Source organism: Flavobacterium piscisymbiosum, from assembly GCF_020905295.1.
Classification (GTDB): domain Bacteria; phylum Bacteroidota; class Bacteroidia; order Flavobacteriales; family Flavobacteriaceae; genus Flavobacterium; species Flavobacterium piscisymbiosum.
On record NZ_JAJJMM010000001.1, the window covers coordinates 642,779 to 667,611 of the forward strand.

Here is a 24,833-nt window from a genome sequence, read left to right on the forward strand (position 1 = left end):
TACAAAATTTAAGGATTACTTTTTCGGATTCAAAACGGCTTTGATCATGGCATCGTCTTTCAAAATAACATCATAATAATATAGCTCTCCATAAAGCTGACGAGCAAATTCCGCAGTAATATAGCGGTTTACCAAAGCTTTGGTTTTATCTAACTTCAGGTCTAAACCTGTCATTAAAATATACGTTCTGAACTTTTTGAAATATGCGTCAGAGTTTTTCATCTTAGCCAAAAACTCATTAAAATGAAGACCTTTAAAGGCATCTCTGTTTTTATCTAATTCTTCAAAAACAAAATGTCCTACGATTCCGGTTTGCATCAAATAAGCTACATTTTCATTTCCGTGTTCGGCTTCTATCGGTACAAAAACGTCAGGAACAATTCCGCCGCCACCGTAAACTATTTTACCTTTTGGAGTTTTAAACTTTAAAGAATCTGCAACTTTTATACTGTCTTTTGCATAAAGTTCGCCTGATTTTATGCGTGATTCTGATTCTTTATAATATTCTTCGTTTCCTTTTTTATACGGTTTCTGAATCGATCTTCCGGTTGGTGTATAATATCTCGCCACGGTTAATCTTACGGCAGATCCGTCGTTGAAATCCATTTCTCGTTGTACTAATCCTTTACCAAAAGAACGTCGGCCTACAATAGTTCCGCGATCACTGTCCTGAATTGCTCCAGCCAGGATTTCACTTGCCGAGGCGCTATTTTCATTAATTAAAACATACACTTTTCCGGTTTCAAAACTTCCCGCTTTTGTAGCGAATGTTTTTTCGGTTGTGCCGTTTTTATTTTTGGTAAAAACGATCAGTTGTTTATCTTTCAGGAATTCATCAGCAATTGCGATAGCTTCTTCCATATAACCACCGCCATTATCACGAAGATCAATAATAAGCGATTCAATTCCGTTTTGTTTTAATCTGGTTAAACCGGTTTTGAATTCATTAAAAGTAGTTTCGGCAAAACGATTGATTTTGATATAACCTGTTTTATTATCGAGCAACAAAGAAGCATCGACACTTTTTATAGGGATAATATCCCTTTTTACCTTAAACTTGAGCTTCTTTTGTTCTGATTTTCTAAAAACAGTTAATTCAATTTCAGAACCTTTTATTCCTTTTAATTTCGAAAACAAACTATCCGAAGGCAATCTTCTGCCAAACAACTTTGTTTTTCCTGCAAATAAAATTCGGTCGCCTGATTTTAATCCGGCTTTCGCCGAAGGTCCGTTTTCAATTGGTTTTATAATCGCAACAGAATCTTTATACATATAAAAATTGATTCCAATTCCCACGAAATCACCTTTCATACTTTCAGCTACTTCAGCTTGTTCTGTTGGCGGAATATAAACGGAATGCGGATCTAGTTTCGACAAGATATTATCTACTGTAAGATTGACAATAGAATCTGTATTGATGCTGTCAACATATTCGTTATTGATAAAATCAATGAGTTTATTCAGCTTGGTTTTCGAGTAATTTTTAGCCAAAAGCTGATCATCAACGGGAGCATTCATCAAGCTTCCGATGACTATACCAAGAGCAAAAGTAGCTCCGATAATGATTGGCAAATATTTTAAGTTCAATTTCATTACTCTTCTAAAACAGGAATATGTTCGACTTCGACACCTGCTTTTATTAAAAACTGAATTCCGGAATCATCACGATATCCGTTATGATATACCACTCTTTTTATTCCGGATTGATGTATCAATTTGCTGCATTCTTTGCAAGGCGAAAGCGTTATATATAAGGTTGCCCCTTCACACGATTGTGTTGATCTTGCTACCTTAAGTATGGCATTTGCCTCGGCATGCAAAACATCCCAACGGGTTAATCCGTCTTCGTCTTCGCAGCAATTTTCAAAACCGGATGGTGTTCCGTTGTATCCATCAGAAATAATCATTCGGTCTTTTACGATAATGGCGCCTACTTGTTTTCGTTTGCAATAGGAAAGTGCTCCCCATTCTGTCGCAATTCGCAAATAAGCTTTATCGTATTTATTTAATTTTTTTTCTTCCATTTATTTTATCTGTTCCAAATTGGGCTTTCGATAATCATTGGAACTACAACTCCAATGATAAAAGCCGACATTACAAGCGCCCAATCGCGTTTTGAAAAACGAAATACGGTTTGCACAATATAGGATATAATTAGTACCACAAACACTACAACTAACTGAGCCGCTTCGATTCCTAACGCAAACTCGCCTAAAGGTAGTAATTTTGAACTAGGTGATCCTCCTAAAATGGTCTTGAAATAATTAGAGAATCCAAGTCCGTGTATAATCCCAAAAAACAGGGTTACAAAAAACACTAAATTCAACCCGTCACTTTTGGATGTTTTCCCTGCTGTAAAAAGATTAAAAATCGCCGTTATTAAAATGGTGATCGGAATTAAAAATTCGACCGTATTGACTTTGATAGCAATGATTCCATAAACCGAAAGCAATAAAGCCAATGTGTGACCAATTGTAAAAACAGAAACCAAAAGCAATATGCGTTTCCAGTCTTTGAACAAATAAGGGGTTGTTAATGCAATTAAAAAAAGAACGTGATCATAAGCGTGAATATCCAAAACGTGCTTTAATCCTATTTGAAAATAAATCCAAAATTCTGACATACGGGTAATACTATTAAATGATTAGGGGTTGTAAACTTACGATTTATTTTGAAAATTTAAAGACGTCTCATATTAAATCAATGAATATTGACAAGTTAAAATTTATGAGAAAATTAAAATTAATAATTTAAAATAAAATTTATCTTTGCCTTATAAAAATCAACAAATTATGCCATTTTCAGAATTATTTGATAACGAATTCAAAGAAAGAAACAGAGGCCATTTCTCTGCAATTGTTCGTGTAGCTTTCGCTGACGGAAAAATTAATGACGAAGAACAAACATTTTTAGATAAAATTGCTTCAACATTACAAATTTCAGAAGAAGAATATAAGGAAATCCTTAAAGATCCGTGGAAACATCCAATAAACCCTCCTTACTTATACACACAACGCTTAGAGCGTTTGTATGATTTGGCAAGAATGGTTCACGTAGACCACCATTTAGGAGATCAGCAAGAAGTAATGTTAACCCGTATGGGATTAGCTTTAGGATTTACTCCAGGAAACGTAAATTATATTGTTAGAAAAGCATTGTCTTTAGTAGATAAAAAAGTAGATCTTGATACTTTCCTTTTCGAAATGGAAAACATGAACAAATAAGAAAGTATTCAGTTTTCAGTGGCAGTTTTCAGTCACCGTAAACAGTTTAACCAAAATAAATAAACCCGACCGTTTTTATAAACGTGTCGGGTTTGCTTTTTGTAGCCAAGTCTGAGACTGAAAACTGTGACTGCGACTAAAAACTGAGACTGAATACTATAAAGCTTCTGCCATAAACTGCTCCGCTTTTTCGACCATATTATAACTTCCGCAGAAAAAAGGAACTCTTTGGTGCAATTCTGTTGGCTGGATTTCCATAATTCTACCAAAACCATCTGTTGCTTTTCCTCCAGCTTGTTCTGCAATAAACGCCATCGGGTTGCATTCGTATAATAAACGCAACTTCCCTTTTGGTGCTTTTGAACTTGTGGGATACAGATAAATTCCGCCTTTGATCATATTTCGATGAAAATCAGAAACTAAACTTCCAATATATCGGGAAGTATAAGGCCTGTCTTCTTCTTCTCTCTGACAATATTTAATATAGTTTTTTACTCCTTGCGGAAAATGAACATAATTTCCTTCGTTTACTGAATAGATATTTCCGTTTTGTGGAAATTTCATATTAGGATGTGAAAGGTAAAATGTACCAATTGCCGGATTCAGTGTAAAACCATTTACGCCATGACCAGTTGTGTACACCAACATGGTCGAAGTTCCATAAATTACATAACCTGCTGCAACTTGATTGATTCCCGGTTGTAAAAAATCCTCGCTTGTTACCGGGGTTCCGATAGGTGTAATTCTTCTAAAAACAGAAAAAATAGTCCCTACAGAAACATTTACATCAATGTTTGAAGATCCGTCAAGCGGATCCATTAAGATCACGTACTTATTATTATGACTGTTGTCGCTCCCCTGAACAGTAATAAAATCGTCGTTTTCTTCTGAAGCAATACCACAGACAATCTCACGGTTTATTAACGTCTGGATAAATACTTCGTTTGCATACACATCTAATTTTTGTTGGTCTTCGCCCTGAATATTTTGTTCGCCTGCAGCGCCAATAATATCCACCAATCCGGCTTTGTTTACTTTATAGTTTACGACCTTGGCCGCCAAACGTATAGAGTTGATAATTCGGGAAAGCTCCCCCGACGAATACTGAAATGCTTTTTGGTTCTCAATAATAAACTCTCCTAGTGTTTTATTGCGTTCTTCCATTGCTATATCGTTATAGTTTTTGATTATAAGTCACAAATATCGCTTTTTTTGTGAGAATGCTTCAAAAATTATTTTGTTAGTTTGCCACTATTGTATATTTGCTAATTAAAAGCGGGAAGTATCAGATAAAAAAATACATTTTTAGCTAATAAACGCTTAATAATAAGAATATATGAATTGCCCTTACAAGAAATTCGTACAAACAAATTTTTTAAATTTAAAGAGGGAATAGTATATTTAGGATTAAAATAAAATTACAGAATATGAATATTAGAAAAGGAAATCCTGAAGACATGGAATCGGTTTTGGGATTAATACAGGAGTTGGCAATATTCGAAAAAGAACCGGAAGCCGTTGTAATTACTGTAGAGGATTTAGTACGTGACGGTTTTGGTGAAAAACCGCTATTTAATGTTTTTGTGGCAGAAATTGAAGATGAATCAAGCAACAAAGAAATAGTTGGTATCGCTCTTTATTATTATCGTTACTCTACCTGGAAAGGAAAAACCATACATCTTGAAGATTTAATCGTAAAAGAAAAAATGCGCGGCACAGGTTTAGGATCTGCTCTTTATGCTGAAATCATGAAACAAGGCAAAAAAGATAATGTTCGAAGAGTAGAATGGAATGTTCTGGACTGGAATACTCCTGCAGTAAAATTTTACGAAAGCTCAGGTGCAAAAATCCTTGAAGAATGGAGAGTTGTTCAAATGGATGAAAACGGAATTAATTCGTTCTTAGAAAAATTATAAAAATAAAATAAAACCAGATTTCACTCAAACCCCGAATCTGAAATCTAAAACCTGAAATCTAAAATTAAAAATGAGAGTATTTAAATTTGGTGGAGCATCAGTTAAAGATGCCGATGGAATTAAAAACGTATATGACGTTTTACAAAAAGTAGGTTATGAAGATGTGATTTTGGTCGTTTCGGCGATGGGAAAAACTACAAATGCTCTTGAGGTTGTCATCAAAAATTATTTTGAGAAATCAACAGAGTTGAATTCATCTGTACAGGAAATAAAAAAATATCACAATCAAATATTATTGGATTTATTTGAGGATGAAAAACATGAAGTTTTTACGGCTGTAAAAGCGCAGTTTTCTGAATTAGAATATTTCCTGGCACATAATAAATCGCCAAATTACAACTTTGTTTACGATCAGGTGGTAAGTTTTGGAGAATTGATTTCGACTACTATCTTAAGTCATTATATGAATTACAGAGGTATTCAGACGCAATGGCTGGATGTTCGTAATTTTATTAAAACGAATGCTAATTACAGAGATGCCGAAGTTGATTGGGAAACGACTCAACAATTGATCAGCAAAAATGTAAAACGCAAAATATTAAACATCACACAAGGATTTTTAGGTGCCGATGAGAATAACTTTACTACCACTCTTGGCCGTGAAGGTTCTGATTATACGGCCGGAATTTTTGCTTATTGCTTAAACGCCGAAAGTGTAACAATCTGGAAAGATGTTCCGGGAGTTATGAATGCGGATCCGCGTTATTTTGAAAATGCAAGTTTGTTAAATCAAATCTCGTATCGTGAAGCGATCGAGTTGGCTTTTTACGGTGCTACGGTTATTCACCCAAAAACTTTGCAGCCATTACAGAAAAAAGAAATTCCGTTGTATGTAAAATCGTTTATCAACCCGTTATTAAAAGGAACCTGCGTTTCCAAAGGTGTTGATTTAGAGCCGCAATATCCTTGTTTTATTGTAAAAAGAAATCAGCTTTTGATCTCGCTTTCATCAATTGATTTCTCTTTTATTATGGAAGAAAACATCAGTGAGATTTTTGCTTTGTTTCATGAATTCAAAATAAAAGTGAATCTGATTCAGAATTCTGCGATTAGTTTTTCTGTTTGTGTAGAAGATAAATTCGAAAATTTCAATGAATTGAATGCGATTCTTTCGAAAAAATTCAAAGTTGATTATAATGAGAATGTGACTTTATATACGATTCGTCACTTTACAGAAAATGCAGCCGAAACTGTTGAAGCAAACAAAACTGTTTTACTAAAACAAGTAAGCCGCGAGACGATGCAAATTGTTACGAAAGAGATTAATAACTAAATCTTTTTTATTTACGTTAATTATTTCAATTCAAATATATTTAAGAAAGGCTTCGCATAATTGTGAAGCCTTTTTTATAACCCATTTTATGCATTTATCGCATAAGGAATTTTATAAATAGTATGTAGTTTTGAAAAAGTGAATTAAAAGCATTTTGCTATTATGAAAACCAGAACTACGCGTTTTATTATCATTTATATCATAAGCCCTCTTTATATATTAATATTGTTTAGGATTATGTTTTTTGAGGATCATGAATCTTTTACAGAAAAAATAGCGCTTCACAAAGCCGATCCAAAAATGTATCTGGCGCTTTTACTTTGTTTTATTAGCTTGTTTTTATTGCGTTGGGGAATGAAATTTCCGAAAACTTTTTAACAAAAAAAACTATTTAATGAATGTATAGTCTTTAACTATCTCGCCCTATTATTCTCACTCTGTTCAATTTCTGATTTTTTATACGTTGCCTTTTTTGAATTTCCAAAACTATAAGTGGCTATCAATTTAAAATAATTGGTAGTATACGTTCTGTGATAATAGATTTCAGTTTGTCCTACGTCATAATTACCGGAAACCATAAAGTCATGAAAGATATCATTTGCGGTAAAATTGAGCTTTAGCGCCTCTTTAAAAAAGTTTCTTTCGATTCCTACAGTAACTGTCGACCTGCTATTTTCACTTCTTAATCCGTAACTCTTATCGCCCAAATACCACGCTAATAATTGTATTTTAAAAAGATTCGGAATGGTAAATGTATTATTCGAATACAGATAGATTTGAGGTTTGACCGGACCCAAAGCATATTCATAAAAATTATCGATCGATTTACTTAAATTCATACTAATTGTATTTGTTGAATTCCACCATTTGTTTGTAAATGATCTTGAAAGCGAAGTAAAAAAAGTATGTTCTTTTTCTATATTTAGTGATCTCAAAATATAACTGTTAGGCGTATCGCCACGCAAAGCAGCTCCAGAAATTGGATCGATTTTATAGGAATATCCTATTCTAAAATCGAACTTTTTGTACATCACACCAATTTCAAAAGCATGAACTTTTTCGGGCAATAAATTAGGATTTCCTTCTATAGTGGTAAACGGATCCTGATAAATAACAAACGGATTCAAACCCTGATATCGTGGTCTTGTTATTCTGGAAACATACGATACATGCGCTTTCAAATCATCTGAAACATCCATATTTAGTAACACATTCGGGAAAAAGTTGGCATAACTTTTTTTGAATTCCTGAATCCCGTTTGCAGTAGTATGCAAATTATAACTTGTCCATTCGCCTCGGGCGCCAAAAGAAAAATTAAACTTCTTTCCTAATGAACTTCCATAATTAAAATAAACCGCACTGATTTTTTCAACGTATTTAAAATCACTCGAAAGTTGATCATCAGGTTCAAATTCCCCATTTTCTATATCAGAAATCAGGAAATCTGTTCCTGATTGTACTTTCGCATTGCTAAATTTTGCTCCGGTTTCGAGCTTTGTATTTTCATTTATCTTTTTAGAATAATCTGCCTGAATACTTATAATATCAATTGTATTATCAACATTATTCTTCAAATACTTTTCAGTATTTCGTTCGTCAACCAAACTATTTTCATCAATAAAATCTTTTACAATTCCGTTATAATTAGAGTATTGCGTTCCTATAAATAACGACGAACCTTTACTATCTGTTATGGCATTATAATTTAGATTAATGAACTGATTCAGCAACACATCATTTTTAGCAATATCCGTGGCATAAAAGCTATTTCCAACATTATTACTGATGGAATTTCGGCTTTCTACAATTCCGCCTAAATCTTCAATATTCCCGCTATAGGCCAAGGAGATATAATTTTTTTCAGAGAACGTGTATTGCAATCCAAACCCAAAATTAGAGTAATTATTAAACTGTCTTCTCCAATCTGTAGTTAATTCAGATCGCATATAATCCTCCGGATTAGGTCGTGTTCTGGTTGTGTACAATAATTCACGGCCTTTGCCCAATTGCAATCCGTAATTAGTAATAAAGGAAAATTTTCCTTTTGTATAATTAAAATCCAAAAGCGTATTCGTACTCGTTCCTGCAAATTCTGAAACGGTTACTTGCTGACTCGCAGTTCCCATTATTCCGCTTTCGATATTTTTTTTGGTAATAATATTAATGACTGCTTTTCCTTCGGCATCATATTTTGAAGAAGGATTTGAGATTACTTCAATCTTTAAAATTTGTGAAACCGGAATTGCAGCAAAACGTTCGTAATTAATCAAAATTCCGTTAAGGTAAATAAGGGCTTCACCTTTCCCGAGAACGCTTATTTGCCCTTCTGCAACAATAACATTCGGCACTCTGCCTAATAATTCATTTACAGAACTGCTTGTCGATAGCAACGTATTAGCGACATTTACATCGATTGTTCCGTTGGCTGAATATTTTACTAATGAATTTTGTCTTTTGATGACAACTTCAGTTAACTCATTATTTTGATTTGTAATTTTCTCGGGAATTGTTGGCTTAGATTGTGCTTTTATTGCTAAAGCATAAAAAAGAAGGCAATAGGTGTAAATGAAAACAGAAACTGGGAATCTCATAGGTGTGGCAATTTAAAATTTGACTTTGTTGAGACAAAAGTCTATTCTAAATTGCAGGATGAGGTAATCGAAACAGAAATCAGGAGTACGAATTTATAAATTCATACTAAGCTTTAAGCCTGTAAAGCCTGAAGTTGGTAGTTTAACGGTGTAGTTCCGGTATGTTTTTTAAAGGCTGCAAAAAAAGTCGATTTAGAATTAAAACCTACATCATAACCAATAGATTCTAACGTCAGTTTATCATTTGAAGTGATGATTTTGCAAGCTTCATTTATCCTGAACTCATTCACAAAACTGGTAAAATTCTTATTCAGGTTGTTGTTTAAAAACTGTGATAATTGATGAGTCGAAATATTCATCTCTTGTGATACATCCTGTAAACTTAAATTTGGATTTTTATACAAGCTTTTTACGTTCATTATATTTTCCAGCTTTTCGGATAAAATTGCTGCTTCGGCTAACTCTATTTTCTTGCCTGAATACTTTTGATTATTTAGCAGAAATAAATCGTCTGTTTTTTTTCGGTATAAAAGAATCGAAATAATTAGGTACAAAATAAAAGAAAAAACTACTGCACCGCTGATATAAGTAGTAGCCGGAGCCCCCATTAAAGCAAGAAAATAAAAAAGAAACAAAAGAAAATTGCCTAGAAAAATCATTCCAAACCACGTTTCTGCCGGAGTTGTTTTGTGTTTTCTTTTTATGATTTTCGCCCATATACCTTTGATCGTATAACATGAAAAAACAATATAAACAAACCATTGAAAATAAATGATTTTTATAAAATAACCGCGCCAGAGTTTTGGGTAATATTCATATGGAAATATAATTCCAACAGTAATAATAAGTATCGCCCAGAATAAAAGTGTGAGTTTCCAGGATTTTGGCATAATATTGATTTCCTCTGTTGCCGATTTAAGAAAATAATACAAACAGGGACCAATAAAAAAACAAGCTGTAAGCCCAAATTGCAAATACATTTTTGGCAAAGCATCATCAAAATATACAAATACAGATTTCCCAATTCGTATGCTTAGTGCAAACAAAAGTGCTCCCAGGAAATAATTGGTCAGGTATTTTTTCTTTGTAAAAAAGAAGAAATAAACTCCCAGAATAATTCCGTTGAAAACTCCCAAAGCACTAAAAAAGAATAAGAGTTCTTTACTGGTATTCATAAATTAAGTTTGTTATATTCTGACAAAGCTAAAAAAAATTAGGACTTTAATGCTTTTTTATTCTGCTTCAAATCTTTAATTATTTTTTTCAATTCTTTGATACGCTCTTCGTATTGCACAATTATTTGATCTGATACCTGATCTGCATTGCTAATCGAGGATACTTCTTTATTGTTGAGATCTACTTTCAGCAATTCTTCAGGAGCTATAACAAAAATTTTACAAATGGTTAAAATATGATTTGCCCACGAACTGCTTTCGCCACTTTCCATTCTGGCATATGCTGATTGAGATATATGAAGACTGTCTGCCACTTCTTCTTGTGACATGTTTTTATTTTTTCGAAGTATTTTAAGTTTTTTACCTACAACAATATTCATATTTTATGGTATTTTTCCTTACAAACCAATAGAGGACGGTTTTATAAAAATATACTCACAAAATCTTGATTATTTTCAAATAAAAAAACAACTATAAATTAAGTATTAAAATACCCGATAATCACATAATAAAAAGCCTTACAAAGCAGTAATTTAGACCTGCAAAAAAACAAATAGATAGTATCTGAAAATCAGAGATAAAATCTAATCATAACATAACCACTAAAATCTTAAAAAATATGAGTAATCCAACATTGTTTTTATGTCTTCTAATAATAGTTATTGCGCTTGGGTACCGATTTTCAAAAAAGCATCGTTAAAAATTTCTTTCAAAATTAATTAGTGATATTAAATTTAAGGTGCTAAACAATCATGGGCAATAACAATAAACCTGATCAGGAAAACCATAACGAATGGAACAATGATCCCGATAACTGGATTTGGGGAATATTTTATTATAACCCAAAAGACAACAGATTATTTCCTCCCAAAAGAATCAAAGAATTTGGCTGGACGATTAATTTTGCCAATCCCAATTCTGTTTTTATAGCCTTGATTATAATTGCCATACTTCTTATTCTGGGGGAACATTACACTAATTAAATTCAAAAAAAACCGGGTAACGTCTCCTGATTAATATTCATTACAACATGAAATTCTTTATATTCAAATATAGCATCGCTATTATAAGCTGTCTATATTTAGCCTACTTTTTTTATAGCCTGGGTCATACCGGCAATATGATAAAAGCCGGGACATCAATTGTATTAGCACTATTAATTTCTGTCTCGATGTACAGTGAGATAAAAACCAGAAAATAACTCGAAAAACACACCTAAAATCTCCAAATTACAGACCCGGCATTTCCCAATTATAAATACTACTTTTGATTTTTTAGAGTTAAAGTATTTATGTTGAAAAAATTACTGTTTTTAACGGTTTTGATTTGGTATTCCGGGCTTCAGGCACAGGAAACGGAATCATCGTATAAAACCAAAAAAGTAATTGTAAGCAGGGATACAATTCATCTCGAAGAATTTAGTATCAATTCTGGTTTTTTCGAAATTTTAAATACTAAAAATCAACCCATAGATTCTACTTTCTATAAAATTGATTTCCAAAAAGGAACATTAATTTTGAAGGAAAATGCAGGTTCAGTTTTGGATACTTTAATTGTAAATTATTTAAAATATCCCGATTTCTTAACCAAAGAATATAGTCTTTACAAATCAGATCAGGTGGTTACCAATGATGTTGGTTCTGAGAGATTGTACCGAATTGATAATACCAGCACCAAAAAAGTCACTCCGTTTGATGGCTTACAAACTTCGGGAAGTATTACACGCGGCGTTACAGTTGGAAACAATCAGAATACGGTTTTAAACTCTAATTTAGATCTTCAGATTACGGGAAAAATATCCGATAAAATTAGTCTTCGGGCGTCGCTGCAGGACAATAACATTCCGCTTCAGGATGGCGGTTATTCGCAAAAGCTGGATCAATTCGACAATATTTTTATCGAACTTTTTAGCGACGACTGGAACATTCGCGCAGGAGATGTTTTTTTAGAAAACAGAAAAACCCAATTTCTAAATTTTAATAAAAAAGTACAGGGACTTTCGACCAGTTTTAATTTTGGAGATGAAGAAAGCAAAACCAATATTTTTGCGTCGGTCGCTTTTGTAAAAGGGCAATATGCCAAAAGTACTTTTACAGGACAGGAAGGCAATCAGGGGCCTTATAAATTAAAGGGTCAAAATGGTGAGTTGTATGTTCTCGTAATTTCAGGATCTGAGCGGGTTTATGTAAATGGAATTTTGCTAAAACGTGGCGAAAACAACGATTATGTTATTGATTATAATGCTGGTGAAATTACTTTTACGTCGCTTTTTACGATTACATCAGAAATGCGTATTAATGTAGAATATCAATATTCTGAAAGAAATTATAACCGACTCGTAACTTACGCAGGGGCAACACACGAAAACAAAAACTGGAGTTTTGGCGGTTATATTTATTCTGAAAATGATATGAAAAATCAGCCTTTGCAACAAAATCTTTCTACTGAGCAAGTCGAGATTTTAAGCCAGGCCGGTGATGATCCTAATTTAATGAAAGCGCCATCTGCTTACGAAGATTCTTATGCAGATAATAAAATCCTGTACAAAAAAATACTTATCAATTCGGTAGAAGCTTACGAATACTCGAATGATGCCAGCAATGTTTTGTATAATGTAAAATTTAGTCTTGTGGGCAATAATACCGGAAATTATATTATTCAGAACAACAATTCGGTAGAGCGTATTTACCAATATGTTGCTCCCGTAAGTGGCGTTTTGCAGGGAAATTATGAGCCTATTGTACAATTGGTTGCACCGATAAAATTGCAGGTTGCCACTTTTTTAGGAAAATACAATCCTGACGAAAAAACGCTGGTTGACTTTGAAATTGCCATAAGTAATAACGATAAAAACCTATTTTCGAAAATTGATGATGGCGACAATAGCGGAATTGCCCTTAAAACCAATATTAAAAAACGTCTTTTTACGAAAGAATGGACTTTAGACGGTTTTGCCAATTATCAGTTTGTTCAGGAAGATTTTAGATCTGTGGAGCGATTGTATAATATCGAATTTAATAGGGACTGGAACTTGAATGAAGCGCTTTTAGGCAATCAGAGTTTATTGGTTACGGGTTTGAATTTTGATTTATTTGCTAAAAAACAAACCTCAAATATTGGTTTGCTTACTTATCAGTTTGAAAAATTAGATTACACCGAAAGTTATTCCGGAGCAAGACATACCACGACTGCTTTGTTCAAATTAAAAAATTGGACAATCGAAAATCAGGGGAGTTTTATGAATAGTGATGCGACAAATTCTACTTCAAAATTTATTCGAAATCAAACCAGAACCAAATATCATTTTGGCAAAAACTGGATTGGTGCCAGTATGCAGCTCGAAAATAATCAGCAACGGGATAAAGTTAGCAATCAGTTTTCGGCTTTAAGCCAAAGATTCACAGAATACGGAGCTTTTGTTGGTCGCGGTGACAGTACCAAAGTTTTTGTAGAACTGGGTTATTTGCAACGCCGAAATGATAGTTTGCAAAACGGATTCTTACAGCACGTAAACAATTCGCAAACCTATTATTTAAAGTCAAAATTGATCCAGAATAAAACAACCGATTTAGCGGTTTATGCAAGTTATCGTAACTTAGATTTCATTAATTCATCCCAAAAAAACGAACCTTCCCTAAATTCGAGAATACTATATAATGATCGATTCTTTAACCAATTCATGCAAATAGGGTCGACTTACGAAACCAGTTCCGGAACGATTGCACAACAAGAATTTACTTATGTAGAAGTTCCTACAGGACAAGGTGTTTATACCTGGAATGATTATAATGGTAATGGAATTCAGGAATTGGAAGAGTTTGAAATTGCCGCATTCCCCGATCAGGCCAGATTTGTCCGAATCTTTTTGCCCAATCAGGTTTACATTAAAACCAATCAAAACAAATTTTCTCAATCTGTTGCTTTGAATCCGTTGCAATGGCAAAACGAAACAGGTTTCAAGAAAGTTGCTTCTTATTTTTACAATCAGACTTCGTTTATTATGGATCGAAAGGTAAAAAGCCAGGGCGAACGTTTAGAACTCAATCCGTTTGATTCATCAGAAGAAAATATTCTGGGATTAAATTCAAGTTTTAGAAACAGTTTATATTATAATCGCGGAAAACAAAAACATTCTGTTACCTACACTTATCTTATTAATAAAGGTAAAAATTTACTTTCGATAGGATCTCAAAATGTTAGAAACAGTTCGAACCAATTACAATACACACATTTGTACCAAAAAAGCTGGTTGTTTAATTTCTTTACCAAAACAATTAGCACCAACTTAGTTTCAAAAGATTTTGTCGAAAAAAACTATGATTTAAAAGGCTATCAGGTAGCGCCAAAAATCAGTTATTTGTTTTCTAAAAATACCAGTTTAGATTTCTTTTATGAGTTTCAGAACAAAGAAAATCAAATTGGAGATTTTGAAACTTTAGTTCAAAACAGAATCGGGACTTCGTTTTCGTTTGCCGGAGAGAAAAAAGTAACCTTAAACGGAGAATTTTCTTTTTACCAAAATAAATTCAACGGAAACGAATTTTCATCTGTAGGATTTCAAATGCTGGAAGGACTTCAGGAAGGTCAAAATTTAGTCTGGAAATTGCTATTACAAAAGAATATAACACAATTTCTGGATGTAAATTTAAATTATCAGGGTCGAAAAAGTGAGACGGGATCTGTTGTTCATACAGGCAACATACAGCTTCGCGCTTATTTTTAACACTTTACGAAAAACGTATTCATAAATTGATTAATTTTAATTGAAATTTAAAACCGTAACCCTATGAAAAAATTATTATTACTTTGCTTAATGGTGGTTTTATCTACCAATTTCTACGCCCAGGAAACTGCCACAAAAGCTGCTAAAAGTAAAACTGAAGCTACTACTAAAAAAGCTAAATCTGATGCTGACAAAGCAAAAGCCGATGCAAAAAAAGAAGCTGCAAAATCTAAAAAAGCAGCCAAAGATGCAACCGATGCTTCTGCAGCAAGCACAGCAGCAACTAAAAAAGCGGCAGATAAAGAAGCTGCTAAAGCAAAAAGCGATGCCACTAAAGCTTCTAAAAAAGCAACTGCAGCAGCAGATGGTGCTAAAGCTGATGCCAAAAAAGCTGATGCTAAAGCAACTGTAGCTAAAAAAGACGCCACGGCTACTAAAAAAACAGCTACTAAAACATTAAAAGAAACTACCGAAAAAGCTCCTAAGGTAGCGGATAAAGTTACCGGAGAATACAACGGAAAAAAAGTATATACGGGACCAAAAGGCGGTAAATACTACATTAATAAAAACGGAAACAAAACGTATATTCAGGATTAGGAAAAAAGGTTCTAAGGTGCTAAGACACTAAGGTACTAAGTTTCTAAGGCGCTAAGATTAATAAAAAACCGAACTATAGTTCGGTTTTTTATTATTTAACAGGCAAAAAACTTAGCATCTTAGCGCCTTAGAAACTTAGAAGCTTAAATCAGAGTTAATAATTTAGTAATATGTACGAAATATCATAAAAAGCTTATTTCTTTATCTTCGTTTTTAAAAAGCGTTAAACTATGAGCATTGACTATTCTGCGAACAAAACAATTTTAGTTGCTCCATTAAACTGGGGATTAGGCCATGCCACAAGATGTATCCCTATTATAAAAGCGCTTCAGGAAAAAAATTTCATCCCAATTATTGCTTCTGATGGGATTGCATTGGCGTTATTACGCAAAGAATTCCCGTACATTCAAACACTTGAGTTGCCTTCTTACCATATTGAATATGCTAAAAATGGTAAAAACTTTAAATGGAAACTGATTAAAAGCCTGCCTAAAATGATCGTTGCAATTTTAGACGAGAAAAAAATGGTCAATCGCTGGATTAAAAAACACGGGATTGACGGTATTATTTCGGATAATAGATTGGGAGTTTTCAGTAAAAAAATTCCATCTGTGTTTATGACACATCAATTGAATGTCATGACGGGAAACACTACTTGGTTTACCAGTAAATGCCATCAATACATTATAAAAAAATACAACGAATGCTGGGTTCCCGATACTAATGAAAAGGTGAACTTAACGGGTGATTTAGGTCATCTTAAAACCAATCATCTTAATTTAAAATACATTGGTCCTTTGAGCCGAATGCGTAAAAAGGAAACGCCAAAATTGTATGATTTGATGGTGATTTTGTCCGGACCTGAACCTCAGCGCACTTATCTGGACGAAAAATTACAAAAAGAAGTAGCGAATTACCAGGGTAAAGTTGTTTTTGTACAAGGTATCATTGATAAAACCCAAACCAAATGGCAGGCGGGAAATGTAACGTATTACAATTTCATGAACTCAAAACAACTGGAACAAACTTTTAACGAAAGTGATTTTGTTTTATGCCGTTCGGGTTACACTACCGTAATGGATTTGGCAAAATTGGGCAAGAAAGCTTTTTTTATTCCCACTCCGGGGCAATATGAGCAGGAATATTTGGCGATAAAACTTCAGGAAGAAAATCTGGTACCGTATGCATTGCAAAACGACTTTACCATTGAAGATCTTTCAAAAGTAAAGTCGTTTAAAGGTTTAACTCAGTTCAACGAAGATATCGACTGGGATTCTTTGTTTACCGTTTTCGAAGATTAGTTTAGAAATTAAACTGCGCTTGCAAGCGTAATAAATTTCCTTGCTGACGGTTGATAGGAAGCACGCTGTCTTCAAAAGTTCTGTCGGCAATGACATATTCTGCTGTAAACTCAAAAGCTTTAATTGGCTGCCATTCTATACCAATTTCATAATCTCTAACCACATAACTTCTGGCGTCTTTTTCGTATTTCTTTCCTCCGTCATAATATTGAAATTTGGCAAAAGGATATATGTGTTGCTTTTTGATATCTAATTTATAATTCAGTAAAACATAACCTCCGTTTAAGTCTGTTTCGTCAACAGTATTGGTTACCGTATTGTATCGCGGTCCTGTACCAATATTATATTCTGTCTGGATTCCGAAAGGTCTAGGATATAAAACGAAAGTCGCTCCTACCCTTTGATCCTTTACATATTGCGGATCATTTACTTTTACTCCCGGTGAAATTTCGCCGGTAAAAGCCCATTTTCCTGTATAAGCCTGAATTCCGGGTTCGATAATCTGGCTACCTATTACAAAAGGATATGTTGCTCTTGCGACAACATTAAGATCTCTGTTACCATCAAGTTTATTCGCAATTTGTCCGTTGTAGACTCCAAAGGCAAAAACACCATAATCGCCTGAACCTTTAAAACCGTCTTTTACCAACATGGCAAAACGCTCTCTGATTTCGGCCGGAGCCCAATAAAAGAATATTCCTAAATCACGTTCGTTTAATATCGCGCTATTCATCGCATCATTACGGTCTAACGCTAAGCGTACAGAACTTGACTGCATGTTTTCGAAGCCATACGGAATCTTACTTTGTCCCACACGAACTCTATATTCCTTTTTCTTATCAAAAGAAAGATCGAAATACAAATCACGAATCTGGACAAAATTCTGGATTCCTGTACTTGGCGAACTGGCAAAATCAGGCTGAAAATAGAAAAACACATTAGGATGTACTTGTCCTGAAAAGACTAAGCGTGCGCGACGAATAAACAATCCGTTGTTTGCTTTTGCATCCGGATCTGTAGAGGTTGTTCCCCAGGATTTATCGCACTGATCGCAGGAAACTTTATCATTTGTAGAGAAAAGACCATTGTAGCGTATTTGTGCATAACCTCTTAAGGAGATTCTGTCATACCAGTGTTCTTCGACTCCTCCGCCAGATTTAGTATCTGGAAGTTTTGCTTTGTTGATAGAATCTAAAATACGCATTACTTCGTTTTTTACATCCTGTTTATTTAAATCCTGAGCATTTGCTGCAAAATTTAACAGCAATAAAACGGCAACCAATTTTCTTTTTATCATTCTTTCTCTAATATCCCTTAGTTTCAGGGTACAAAGATGTGGCATCAATGTTAAGAAATCATTAACAGGATGTTACTATAATAAAAATTTAATGTTACGAAGTTTTTCCGTAGTTTGATTAATTGTTAAAACGCCATGTTTTACAGCAGTTCGCTTCAATCAGCTTACAATTATTTAACTTCTGCTTTTATGGTTTTATGCGCTTTTTCTAGTGTAAAAGAGAATTCAGATCCAATTCCGAATTCGCTTTCTACATATACTTTCTCTTTATGCGCTTCGATTATATGTTTTACAATCGCTAATCCCAGACCAGAACCACCTTCTGAACGGGTTCCGCTTTTATCAACTCTGTAAAAACGTTCAAAAAGTCTTGGGATATTTTGTTTTTCAACTCCTTCTCCGTTATCACTAATTCTGATTAAAACTTTTTTCTTGGTTAGGTTTACAACACCAACTTCGGTTAAACCGCCATCTTTACCATACTTAATAGAATTGACGATCAGGTTCTCTAAAACTTGCTGAATTCTGTCCTGATCTCCGCGAATAATAACCGACTGCACATTTTTACTTTCAAAAGCAAGTTTAATTTTCTTTTTGTCGGCTTTCATTTCCAACAAATCAAAAACATTCTGAATCAGTTCGACGATATTAAAATCAGTCATATTCAAATCAAGATCTCCTGATTCCAATTTGGTAATCATGTCCAAATCTTCTACTATATATATAAGGCGCTCCACTCCTTTTTCGGCACGTTTTAAATATTTTTTCCTAATGGTTTTATCATCCATCGCACCATCCAACAAGGTTGAAACATAACCCTGAACAGTAAACAAAGGTGTTTTAAGTTCGTGCGAAACGTTTCCTAAAAACTCTCTTCGGTATTGTTCTCGAATTTCGAGCATTTCGATTTCCAGCTTTTTATCGGTAGCAAACTTTTTCACTTCACGCGAAAGCGTTTCCATATCTGTAGTAATAGGCTGATTGATAAGTGTTGTAGATTCTAATAAAGAAACCTCATCGTAGATTTTCTTTACTCGCCTGTAAATAAAACGTTCTACACGATATTGTAATACCAGAAAGGAGAAAATATAAATCGAAATAATAAAGATTATCCCAAATGCAACCTGATGTTTCAGCTGATTTTTATAAAATAAATTCATCAGAATCAGCACAAATCCTGTCCCGAAAAGACTGATATATAACGCTGATTTTACAGCAAATTTGTATGTTTTTTTAAAATTAATTTTCATTGATATTATTAATCGTTAAGAGATTATATTTTTACCATATAAGTTATATAAGTTCATTTAAAGTAAAGCGCAATTGTATTATTACATTAAGAACTTAAAAAAAGAAATCTTTGTCAAAGTTCAAAACTTTGACAAAGATAAACTTCGATTCTAAAAGTATGTATACTATATTTTAAATGAACTTATATTTGGTTCATTTTATGCAATTCTAATCAGTTTAAATCTTCAGCAAAATCACTTAGAACCTTAGTTCCTTAGTAACTTAGCATCTTAAAAAATTAAACTTCAAATTTATAACCAACACCTTTTATGGTTTTAAAAAGGTCTTCTCCTATTTTTTCGCGCAGTTTTCTGATGTGAACATCGATTGTTCTTCCTCCCACTACAACTTCATTACCCCAAACTTTATCCAGGATTTCGTCTCTTTTAAAAACTTTCCCTGGTTTTGAAGCCAATAAATAAAATAATTCGAACTCTTTTCTTGGTAAAGCAATTTCTACATTGCCTTTTATGATCTTATATTCCTCACGGTTTATCTCGATTCCGCCAACATTTAAGGTATCGCTAACAACTTCTTGTTCTTTTAACCTTCTTAACAAAGCCTTTACTTTGCTTACCAATAATTTTGGTTTTATTGGTTTGGTGATATAGTCATCTGCACCTGCATCAAAACCAGCAACTTGTGAGTAATCTTCGCTTCTGGCAGTCAAGAATGTTATGATAACATTATTTAATTCCGGGATTTTTCTGATGTGTTCGCAAGCTTCCATTCCATCCATTTCGGCCATCATTACATCCATAATAATTAGGTCCGGCAATTCTTTCTGAGCCTTTGCTATCGCTTCTTTTCCATTTGAAGCGGTAACAATCTGGTAGCCTTCCTGAGCAAGGTTATAGCCAACGATTTCTAAGATATCTGGTTCATCGTCAACTAATAAAATCTTGGTTTGTGTTTTTTTCATAAATAGCAAAAATTGAGATTTTTACATCAAATTTTCTTCATTATACATTCGATGTTTTTTATTTCACAGCGTAAATATACTAACAAAATAACCGTTAAAAATTGCGGTTAACGGTAATTTAATCTGGTAACAATTTGATAATCTACAAGACACAAAAACATAACAAGTGCCTAACATGAACTTTACACAGCGTTTCTTTCTTTGCACAAAAATAAATCAAACACAACACAAAAATGAAATTCAATTTAAAATTTCTATTAATCACATTATTTATTTGTACGATTTCGGTCGCTCAAAACAAAGGTACGATTTCTGGTGTATTAACCGACAAAGAAACCAACAATCAACCTTTACCTTTCGCAAATGTTTTAGTAAAAGGGACTAACACAAGCGCGAACACTGACATTGACGGAAAATATTCGTTAAGTGTAAATCCGGGAAATTATATTCTTATTTTTAGTTTCGTTGGATATGAATCTGTAGAACAACCCGTAATTGTTAAAGCAAATGAAACTATTACTGTAAATCAGGTGCTATCATCTGGAGGTTATACTCTAAAAGATGTTGTTGTAAAATCTACTGCAAGCAAAGAAAAAGAAACAGCCTTATTACTGGAACAAAAAAATGCTGTTGTCATTAAACAAAGTATTGGTGCACAGGAAATGTCCCGAAAAGGAGTTAGCGACGTCGAGGAAGGTTTGACTAAAATAACCGGAATCACCAAAGTAGACGGAAGAGGTTTATTTGTAAGAGGTCTGGAAGATCGTTACAATAGTCTTTTACTTAATGATTTGGCTGTTCCATCAAACAATCCTTTTAAAAAAATCATTCCTTTAGATATTTTTCCAACGGATATTGTAAGTGTTTTAGAAACATACAAAACTTTCAATCCTAATTTATACGGTGATTTTGCAGGAGCTACTTTTAATATCGTAACAACTGCTACTGGAAAAAGTCAAACGAAAATTAATTTTGGAGCTGGTTATACTGTCAATAATAACCTTAAAAAGTTCCTTATTTCCCGAGATGCAACTTCAACATCTGATTTCTTCGGATTTTCTGGCAACGAAAGAGATTTACCATCTGCATTGACTAAAACTCCAAGCAACCAAACATTAACTTCAGACCAGGCTGCAAACGGATTTGGTTCAGGTTTTGACGTTAAAAGTGATGTAGCTCCTTTAAATACAAGTTTTGGAGTTACTCATTCAGAAAAATTCAATGTAGGCAAAAAACAAAACGTATTTCAATATTTGATATCACTTAACTATGAGAATAAATATCAAATTAGAAGTGGAGCTGATAGAATTTTTAATACTGCACAAGGAAACTATGACAACGATTTAACTACAACACAGTATAAATTCATCACAAATTCATCTGCATTATTGGGATTAACTTATAAAACAAAAAGACTTTCTCTTACATCAAACACGATCTATCTAAAATCGACAGAGAATTTAATACAAGATCAGTTAGGTTACACAAATTCTAATGCAGCCCAAACAAATGGTTTTATCAGAATGAACCAATTGCAAGAATCTACTTTTTTTAATACACAATTGTTTGGTAATTATAAAATAACCGAAGATGAAAGACACACTGTAAAATCCGGTATTTCATACTCTACAACACAGTACAAACTTCCAGACAGAAAATCTTTCAAGGGTATTAGAATTGATGACAATACAACTGCAATATCTTATACAGGTAATAGTTTAACGAGACAATATCTTGATTTTAAAGGTGACCAACATATCTCTGGTTTATTAGAATACAATTGGAAATTTGGAAATGAAGATTTAAGCAAATCGCACAAACTTACAGCGGGATATAGCGGTTATATGAACAAAATGGGATCTGAATTTAGATTTTTGGTATCACAAAATTTAAACTCAAATAGTGCTACTTTCCCAACTAATACTCCTGATGCTACTTTAAAAAACGAAATTTTAAACGACAATTTCACTTATAGAGAAGGAACAAACTCAACTTACAAAGCAATGCTGGAAGAGTTTATTAATGCTGGATACTTAGATTTAGCCTTAAAATTTTCTGAAAAATTTGAATTGAATGTAGGTGCAAGAGTTGAACAGACTCATAGAGAGACTAAATACAAATCAACAGGAAGTTTTGAAGATCCATATCAGATTATAACTACTGATAAAACAGATATTTTGCCGTCTTTAAACACAAAATATATTATAAATGAGAAATCAAATTTAAGATTTGCAGCTTCAAAAACAATTACAAGACCTGTAATTATGGAGTCTTATCCTCTGGAGTTTGTAAATCCGGATGGTACTATAGAAAGAGGTAATGAATTTTTGACTAATAGCGCTAATTATAATTTTGATTTGAAATACGAATTGTTCCCGACAAGTAAGGAATTAATTTCTGCTACAATTTTCACCAAAATGATAGATAATCCTATCGAAAGATTATTTACAAACTCAGCAGGAAGTGGTGGACAAATTATAACATATGGTAATTCTAATAAAGCTTTATTATATGGTGCTGAATTCGAATTCTTATTTCAATTAGAAAGAATTTCAAAATCATTATCTAATTTCTCTGTAGGTGCAAATGCCTCATTAATGGATACGAAAGTAACTATCGAAAAAACTTTTGAAAATGGAGTTAACAATCCTGAAACTATTGCAGTTGATAATAACCCATCCCGAAAACTACAAGGTGCATCTCCTTGGATAATGAATGCTGATCTTAGATATGATTCTGAATTTAGTGAAAAATGGAAAAGCTCTATGACTATGGTATATAATCTTTACAGTAAAAGAATCTATGCGGTAGGTACAAATGGATTAGATAATTATTATGAAATGCCGTTTGGTAAACTTGATTTTATCTGGCAAAACAAAATTTCAGACAAATTTGATGTTAAACTTTCTATAGACAACATATTAAACCCGGCTTATAAAATACAAATGGGCGACAAGAGCAGAATCGAAATAACTGAAACCGATCTAACAGTAAGAGAATATAAAAAAGGAGTTGGTTTCTCTATGAACATATCTTACACATTCTAAAAAAAACACTTAACAATTACCAAACACAAACTTAAAGAGCAGGTGTTGATTTCATAACATTCTCTTAAATAGATTAGAAGAGACTCGGATTAAATTTGTTGAAGATTGAAATAAATAAAACAAACACAAAACTTATGAAAAAATTAGTATTCTGCTTAGCAGTTTTAGGAAGTATCTTTACAGGATGCTCATCAAGTGACGACAATAACGATACACCGGTAAAACAACCAGTAACAGGAGAAATCTCTGCAAACATTACAGCAAATAAAACTTACGCATACGGTAACTATACATTAAAAGGGATGATTAAAGTTAGCGAAGGTGTAACTCTTACTTTCGAAGCTGGCTCTACAATTACTGCTGACAAATCTACAGGAGAAAATGGTCTTATTATATTAAAAGGAGGAAAACTAATCGCTAACGGTACGGCTGATGCTCCAATCGTTTTCACTGAAAAATCAAAAGTAGGTGGTTCTTGGGCTGGTATCATTATGTACGGAGATGCTCCAATTGTAAACTCAGCAACTGCTCCTGCTCCACAAACAGCAGTTTCAGAAGATGGTTTAAACTTAATATACGGAGGTTCAAATGCAGCACACAATGGTGGTTCATTGAAATATGTAAGAGTTGAATATGCTGGACAAGTAATTACAACTAACAGTAAAGAAAATAACGGATTCTCATTCTACTCTGTTGGATCAGGAACTGTATTAGATCACTTGGTTGCTTACAAAGGTAATGATGACGGTTTTGAATTTTACGGAGGAACAGCAAGCTTAACAAACTCAATCTCTTACGGTAATACTGATGACTCTTTTGACTGGCAAGACGGATGGAGAGGTCAAGAAAACTCAAACTGGTATGCATACCAAACAGGTGTTGCTAACTACGGTATAGAAGTAGAATCTAAAAGTGTTGACAATGCATTCTGGCCAAAAGTTACTGGTATCACTCTTAGAAGAGCTGCTGGTACAACTACAGAAGATCAAAAAGAAATTCAATTGGATGCTATTCAATTTAAAAAAGAAGGAAATGGTGACTACAGCAACATCGTAATTGATGGTTATATTAGCCAAACTACTCCAATTGCTTACAATGGTGGTGTGATTCAAATACAAGATAAAGCTACTTATGATCACCAAGTTGCTGGAGGAAAAATCAAATTAACTAACGTGAAAATCACTAACTCTCCTCTTACTTTCATCTCAGGAGTACCTGCTTCATTCACAGTAACTGCAGCTAGTTTTGTTCCTGCAACAAACTGGACAGTTAGTACTACTGCTACCGGAGCTGTTTTAACTGGTGGTGCATGGGCTACAGTTGATGGTGTAAACTTATTAGCAAAACTATAAGTTATTAGTAATCATATAAATTGTTAAAAACATCCTAAATTTTTAGGATGTTTTTTTTTGGCGTG

General features: G+C 33.5%; 19 protein-coding genes. 9 read left to right on the top strand and 10 right to left on the bottom strand.

The window, feature by feature from the left end; all coding sequences use genetic code 11:
- Positions 1 to 15: 15 nt before the first annotated feature.
- From LNP81_RS03045 to LNP81_RS03055, 3 genes are read right to left on the bottom strand one after another with little or no spacing between them, the layout of a single operon-like run.
- Positions 16 to 1,593: a S41 family peptidase gene (locus LNP81_RS03045; protein WP_230033326.1), complete on the bottom strand. Its 1,578-nt coding sequence runs from the start codon at positions 1,591 to 1,593 to the stop codon at positions 16 to 18.
- On the bottom strand, positions 1,593 to 2,024 hold the full coding sequence (locus tag LNP81_RS03050) for a deoxycytidylate deaminase (protein WP_065448582.1): 432 nt from the start codon (positions 2,022 to 2,024) through the stop codon (positions 1,593 to 1,595). Before LNP81_RS03050 ends, LNP81_RS03045 begins: the two co-directional genes overlap by 1 nt.
- 5 nt (positions 2,025 to 2,029) lie before the next feature.
- Positions 2,030 to 2,623: a HupE/UreJ family protein gene (locus tag LNP81_RS03055; RefSeq protein ID WP_230033328.1), complete on the bottom strand. Its 594-nt coding sequence runs from the start codon at positions 2,621 to 2,623 to the stop codon at positions 2,030 to 2,032.
- 169 nt (positions 2,624 to 2,792) lie between these two features.
- On the opposite strand from LNP81_RS03055, the gene LNP81_RS03060 reads away from it, so the two are divergent.
- A complete protein-coding gene (locus LNP81_RS03060; protein WP_065448584.1) occupies positions 2,793 to 3,224 on the top strand; it encodes a tellurite resistance TerB family protein in 432 nt (143 codons plus the stop codon).
- A gap of 156 nt (positions 3,225 to 3,380) precedes the next feature.
- Here LNP81_RS03060 and fbp read toward each other — a convergent pair whose 3' ends face one another.
- Positions 3,381 to 4,388 carry a class 1 fructose-bisphosphatase gene (fbp, locus tag LNP81_RS03065; RefSeq protein WP_230033330.1) on the bottom strand — a complete coding sequence of 336 codons (1,008 nt, stop codon included), beginning with the start codon at positions 4,386 to 4,388 and terminating at the stop codon, positions 3,381 to 3,383.
- Between the two features lie 263 nt (positions 4,389 to 4,651).
- On the opposite strand from fbp, the gene LNP81_RS03070 reads away from it, so the two are divergent.
- Together LNP81_RS03070 and LNP81_RS03075 are read left to right on the top strand one after the other, a co-directional pair.
- Complete coding sequence (locus LNP81_RS03070) at positions 4,652 to 5,140, top strand: GNAT family N-acetyltransferase (protein WP_230033332.1); 489 nt, start codon at positions 4,652 to 4,654, stop codon at positions 5,138 to 5,140.
- Positions 5,141 to 5,210: 70 nt separating this feature from the next.
- Entirely contained in the window at positions 5,211 to 6,473 is a 1,263-nt protein-coding gene (locus tag LNP81_RS03075) for an aspartate kinase (protein WP_230033334.1), read from the top strand.
- A gap of 413 nt (positions 6,474 to 6,886) precedes the next feature.
- Here LNP81_RS03075 and LNP81_RS03080 read toward each other — a convergent pair whose 3' ends face one another.
- From LNP81_RS03080 to LNP81_RS03090, 3 genes are all read right to left on the bottom strand, one after another.
- On the bottom strand, positions 6,887 to 9,064 hold the full coding sequence (locus tag LNP81_RS03080) for a TonB-dependent receptor domain-containing protein (protein WP_230033336.1): 2,178 nt from the start codon (positions 9,062 to 9,064) through the stop codon (positions 6,887 to 6,889).
- Positions 9,065 to 9,177: 113 nt separating this feature from the next.
- On the bottom strand, positions 9,178 to 10,239 hold the full coding sequence (locus tag LNP81_RS03085; protein ID WP_230033338.1) for a helix-turn-helix domain-containing protein: 1,062 nt from the start codon (positions 10,237 to 10,239) through the stop codon (positions 9,178 to 9,180).
- A 38-nt stretch (positions 10,240 to 10,277) separates the two neighbouring features.
- Positions 10,278 to 10,619, bottom strand: coding sequence for a helix-turn-helix domain-containing protein (locus LNP81_RS03090; protein ID WP_255700729.1), 342 nt, complete (start codon positions 10,617 to 10,619; stop codon positions 10,278 to 10,280).
- Positions 10,620 to 10,991: 372 nt separating this feature from the next.
- Between LNP81_RS03090 and LNP81_RS03095 the strand changes: the two genes are divergently transcribed.
- The 4 genes from LNP81_RS03095 to LNP81_RS03110 all read left to right on the top strand — a co-directional run bounded on the left by LNP81_RS03095 (position 10,992) and on the right by LNP81_RS03110 (position 16,860).
- Entirely contained in the window at positions 10,992 to 11,222 is a 231-nt protein-coding gene (locus tag LNP81_RS03095) for a DUF5808 domain-containing protein (protein ID WP_230033342.1), read from the top strand.
- Between the two features lie 308 nt (positions 11,223 to 11,530).
- Positions 11,531 to 14,962: a hypothetical protein gene (locus LNP81_RS03100; protein ID WP_230033344.1), complete on the top strand. Its 3,432-nt coding sequence runs from the start codon at positions 11,531 to 11,533 to the stop codon at positions 14,960 to 14,962.
- 63 nt (positions 14,963 to 15,025) lie between these two features.
- Positions 15,026 to 15,559 carry a hypothetical protein gene (locus LNP81_RS03105; protein WP_230033346.1) on the top strand — a complete coding sequence of 178 codons (534 nt, stop codon included), beginning with the start codon at positions 15,026 to 15,028 and terminating at the stop codon, positions 15,557 to 15,559.
- Positions 15,560 to 15,789: 230 nt separating this feature from the next.
- Positions 15,790 to 16,860: a glycosyltransferase gene (locus tag LNP81_RS03110; protein WP_230033348.1), complete on the top strand. Its 1,071-nt coding sequence runs from the start codon at positions 15,790 to 15,792 to the stop codon at positions 16,858 to 16,860.
- A 1-nt stretch (position 16,861) separates the two neighbouring features.
- On the opposite strand, the gene LNP81_RS03115 is transcribed toward LNP81_RS03110, so the two are convergent.
- The 3 genes from LNP81_RS03115 to LNP81_RS03125 all read right to left on the bottom strand — a co-directional run bounded on the left by LNP81_RS03115 (position 16,862) and on the right by LNP81_RS03125 (position 20,369).
- Entirely contained in the window at positions 16,862 to 18,157 is a 1,296-nt protein-coding gene (locus LNP81_RS03115) for a porin (protein WP_230033350.1), read from the bottom strand.
- A 170-nt stretch (positions 18,158 to 18,327) separates the two neighbouring features.
- Positions 18,328 to 19,407 carry a sensor histidine kinase gene (locus LNP81_RS03120; RefSeq protein ID WP_230033359.1) on the bottom strand — a complete coding sequence of 360 codons (1,080 nt, stop codon included), beginning with the start codon at positions 19,405 to 19,407 and terminating at the stop codon, positions 18,328 to 18,330.
- Between the two features lie 278 nt (positions 19,408 to 19,685).
- A complete protein-coding gene (locus LNP81_RS03125) occupies positions 19,686 to 20,369 on the bottom strand; it encodes a response regulator transcription factor (RefSeq protein WP_041518469.1) in 684 nt (227 codons plus the stop codon).
- 233 nt (positions 20,370 to 20,602) lie between these two features.
- On the opposite strand from LNP81_RS03125, the gene LNP81_RS03130 reads away from it, so the two are divergent.
- Both LNP81_RS03130 and LNP81_RS03135 read left to right on the top strand, forming a co-directional pair.
- Positions 20,603 to 23,416, top strand: coding sequence for a TonB-dependent receptor (locus LNP81_RS03130; RefSeq protein ID WP_230033361.1), 2,814 nt, complete (start codon positions 20,603 to 20,605; stop codon positions 23,414 to 23,416).
- A gap of 134 nt (positions 23,417 to 23,550) precedes the next feature.
- Positions 23,551 to 24,768 (top strand): hypothetical protein, encoded by a 1,218-nt coding sequence (locus LNP81_RS03135; protein WP_230033363.1) that lies wholly within the window; start codon positions 23,551 to 23,553, stop codon positions 24,766 to 24,768.
- The last annotated feature ends 65 nt before the right edge of the window (positions 24,769 to 24,833 follow it).

What these genes read in the sequence shown, in the direction of transcription:
- LNP81_RS03045 (WP_230033326.1), bottom strand. Translation starts at nt 1,593, where the DNA reads ATGAAATTGAACTTAAAATATTTGCCAATCATTATCGGAGCTACTTTT.
- LNP81_RS03050 (WP_065448582.1), bottom strand. Translation starts at nt 2,024, where the DNA reads ATGGAAGAAAAAAAATTAAATAAATACGATAAAGCTTATTTGCGAATT.
- LNP81_RS03055 (WP_230033328.1), bottom strand. Translation starts at nt 2,623, where the DNA reads ATGTCAGAATTTTGGATTTATTTTCAAATAGGATTAAAGCACGTTTTG.
- LNP81_RS03060 (WP_065448584.1), top strand. Translation starts at nt 2,793, where the DNA reads ATGCCATTTTCAGAATTATTTGATAACGAATTCAAAGAAAGAAACAGA.
- fbp (WP_230033330.1), bottom strand. Translation starts at nt 4,388, where the DNA reads ATGGAAGAACGCAATAAAACACTAGGAGAGTTTATTATTGAGAACCAA.
- LNP81_RS03070 (WP_230033332.1), top strand. Translation starts at nt 4,652, where the DNA reads ATGAATATTAGAAAAGGAAATCCTGAAGACATGGAATCGGTTTTGGGA.
- LNP81_RS03075 (WP_230033334.1), top strand. Translation starts at nt 5,211, where the DNA reads ATGAGAGTATTTAAATTTGGTGGAGCATCAGTTAAAGATGCCGATGGA.
- LNP81_RS03080 (WP_230033336.1), bottom strand. Translation starts at nt 9,064, where the DNA reads ATGAGATTCCCAGTTTCTGTTTTCATTTACACCTATTGCCTTCTTTTT.
- LNP81_RS03085 (WP_230033338.1), bottom strand. Translation starts at nt 10,239, where the DNA reads ATGAATACCAGTAAAGAACTCTTATTCTTTTTTAGTGCTTTGGGAGTT.
- LNP81_RS03090 (WP_255700729.1), bottom strand. Translation starts at nt 10,619, where the DNA reads ATGAATATTGTTGTAGGTAAAAAACTTAAAATACTTCGAAAAAATAAA.
- LNP81_RS03095 (WP_230033342.1), top strand. Translation starts at nt 10,992, where the DNA reads ATGGGCAATAACAATAAACCTGATCAGGAAAACCATAACGAATGGAAC.
- LNP81_RS03100 (WP_230033344.1), top strand. Translation starts at nt 11,531, where the DNA reads ATGTTGAAAAAATTACTGTTTTTAACGGTTTTGATTTGGTATTCCGGG.
- LNP81_RS03105 (WP_230033346.1), top strand. Translation starts at nt 15,026, where the DNA reads ATGAAAAAATTATTATTACTTTGCTTAATGGTGGTTTTATCTACCAAT.
- LNP81_RS03110 (WP_230033348.1), top strand. Translation starts at nt 15,790, where the DNA reads ATGAGCATTGACTATTCTGCGAACAAAACAATTTTAGTTGCTCCATTA.
- LNP81_RS03115 (WP_230033350.1), bottom strand. Translation starts at nt 18,157, where the DNA reads ATGATAAAAAGAAAATTGGTTGCCGTTTTATTGCTGTTAAATTTTGCA.
- LNP81_RS03120 (WP_230033359.1), bottom strand. Translation starts at nt 19,407, where the DNA reads ATGAAAATTAATTTTAAAAAAACATACAAATTTGCTGTAAAATCAGCG.
- LNP81_RS03125 (WP_041518469.1), bottom strand. Translation starts at nt 20,369, where the DNA reads ATGAAAAAAACACAAACCAAGATTTTATTAGTTGACGATGAACCAGAT.
- LNP81_RS03130 (WP_230033361.1), top strand. Translation starts at nt 20,603, where the DNA reads ATGAAATTCAATTTAAAATTTCTATTAATCACATTATTTATTTGTACG.
- LNP81_RS03135 (WP_230033363.1), top strand. Translation starts at nt 23,551, where the DNA reads ATGAAAAAATTAGTATTCTGCTTAGCAGTTTTAGGAAGTATCTTTACA.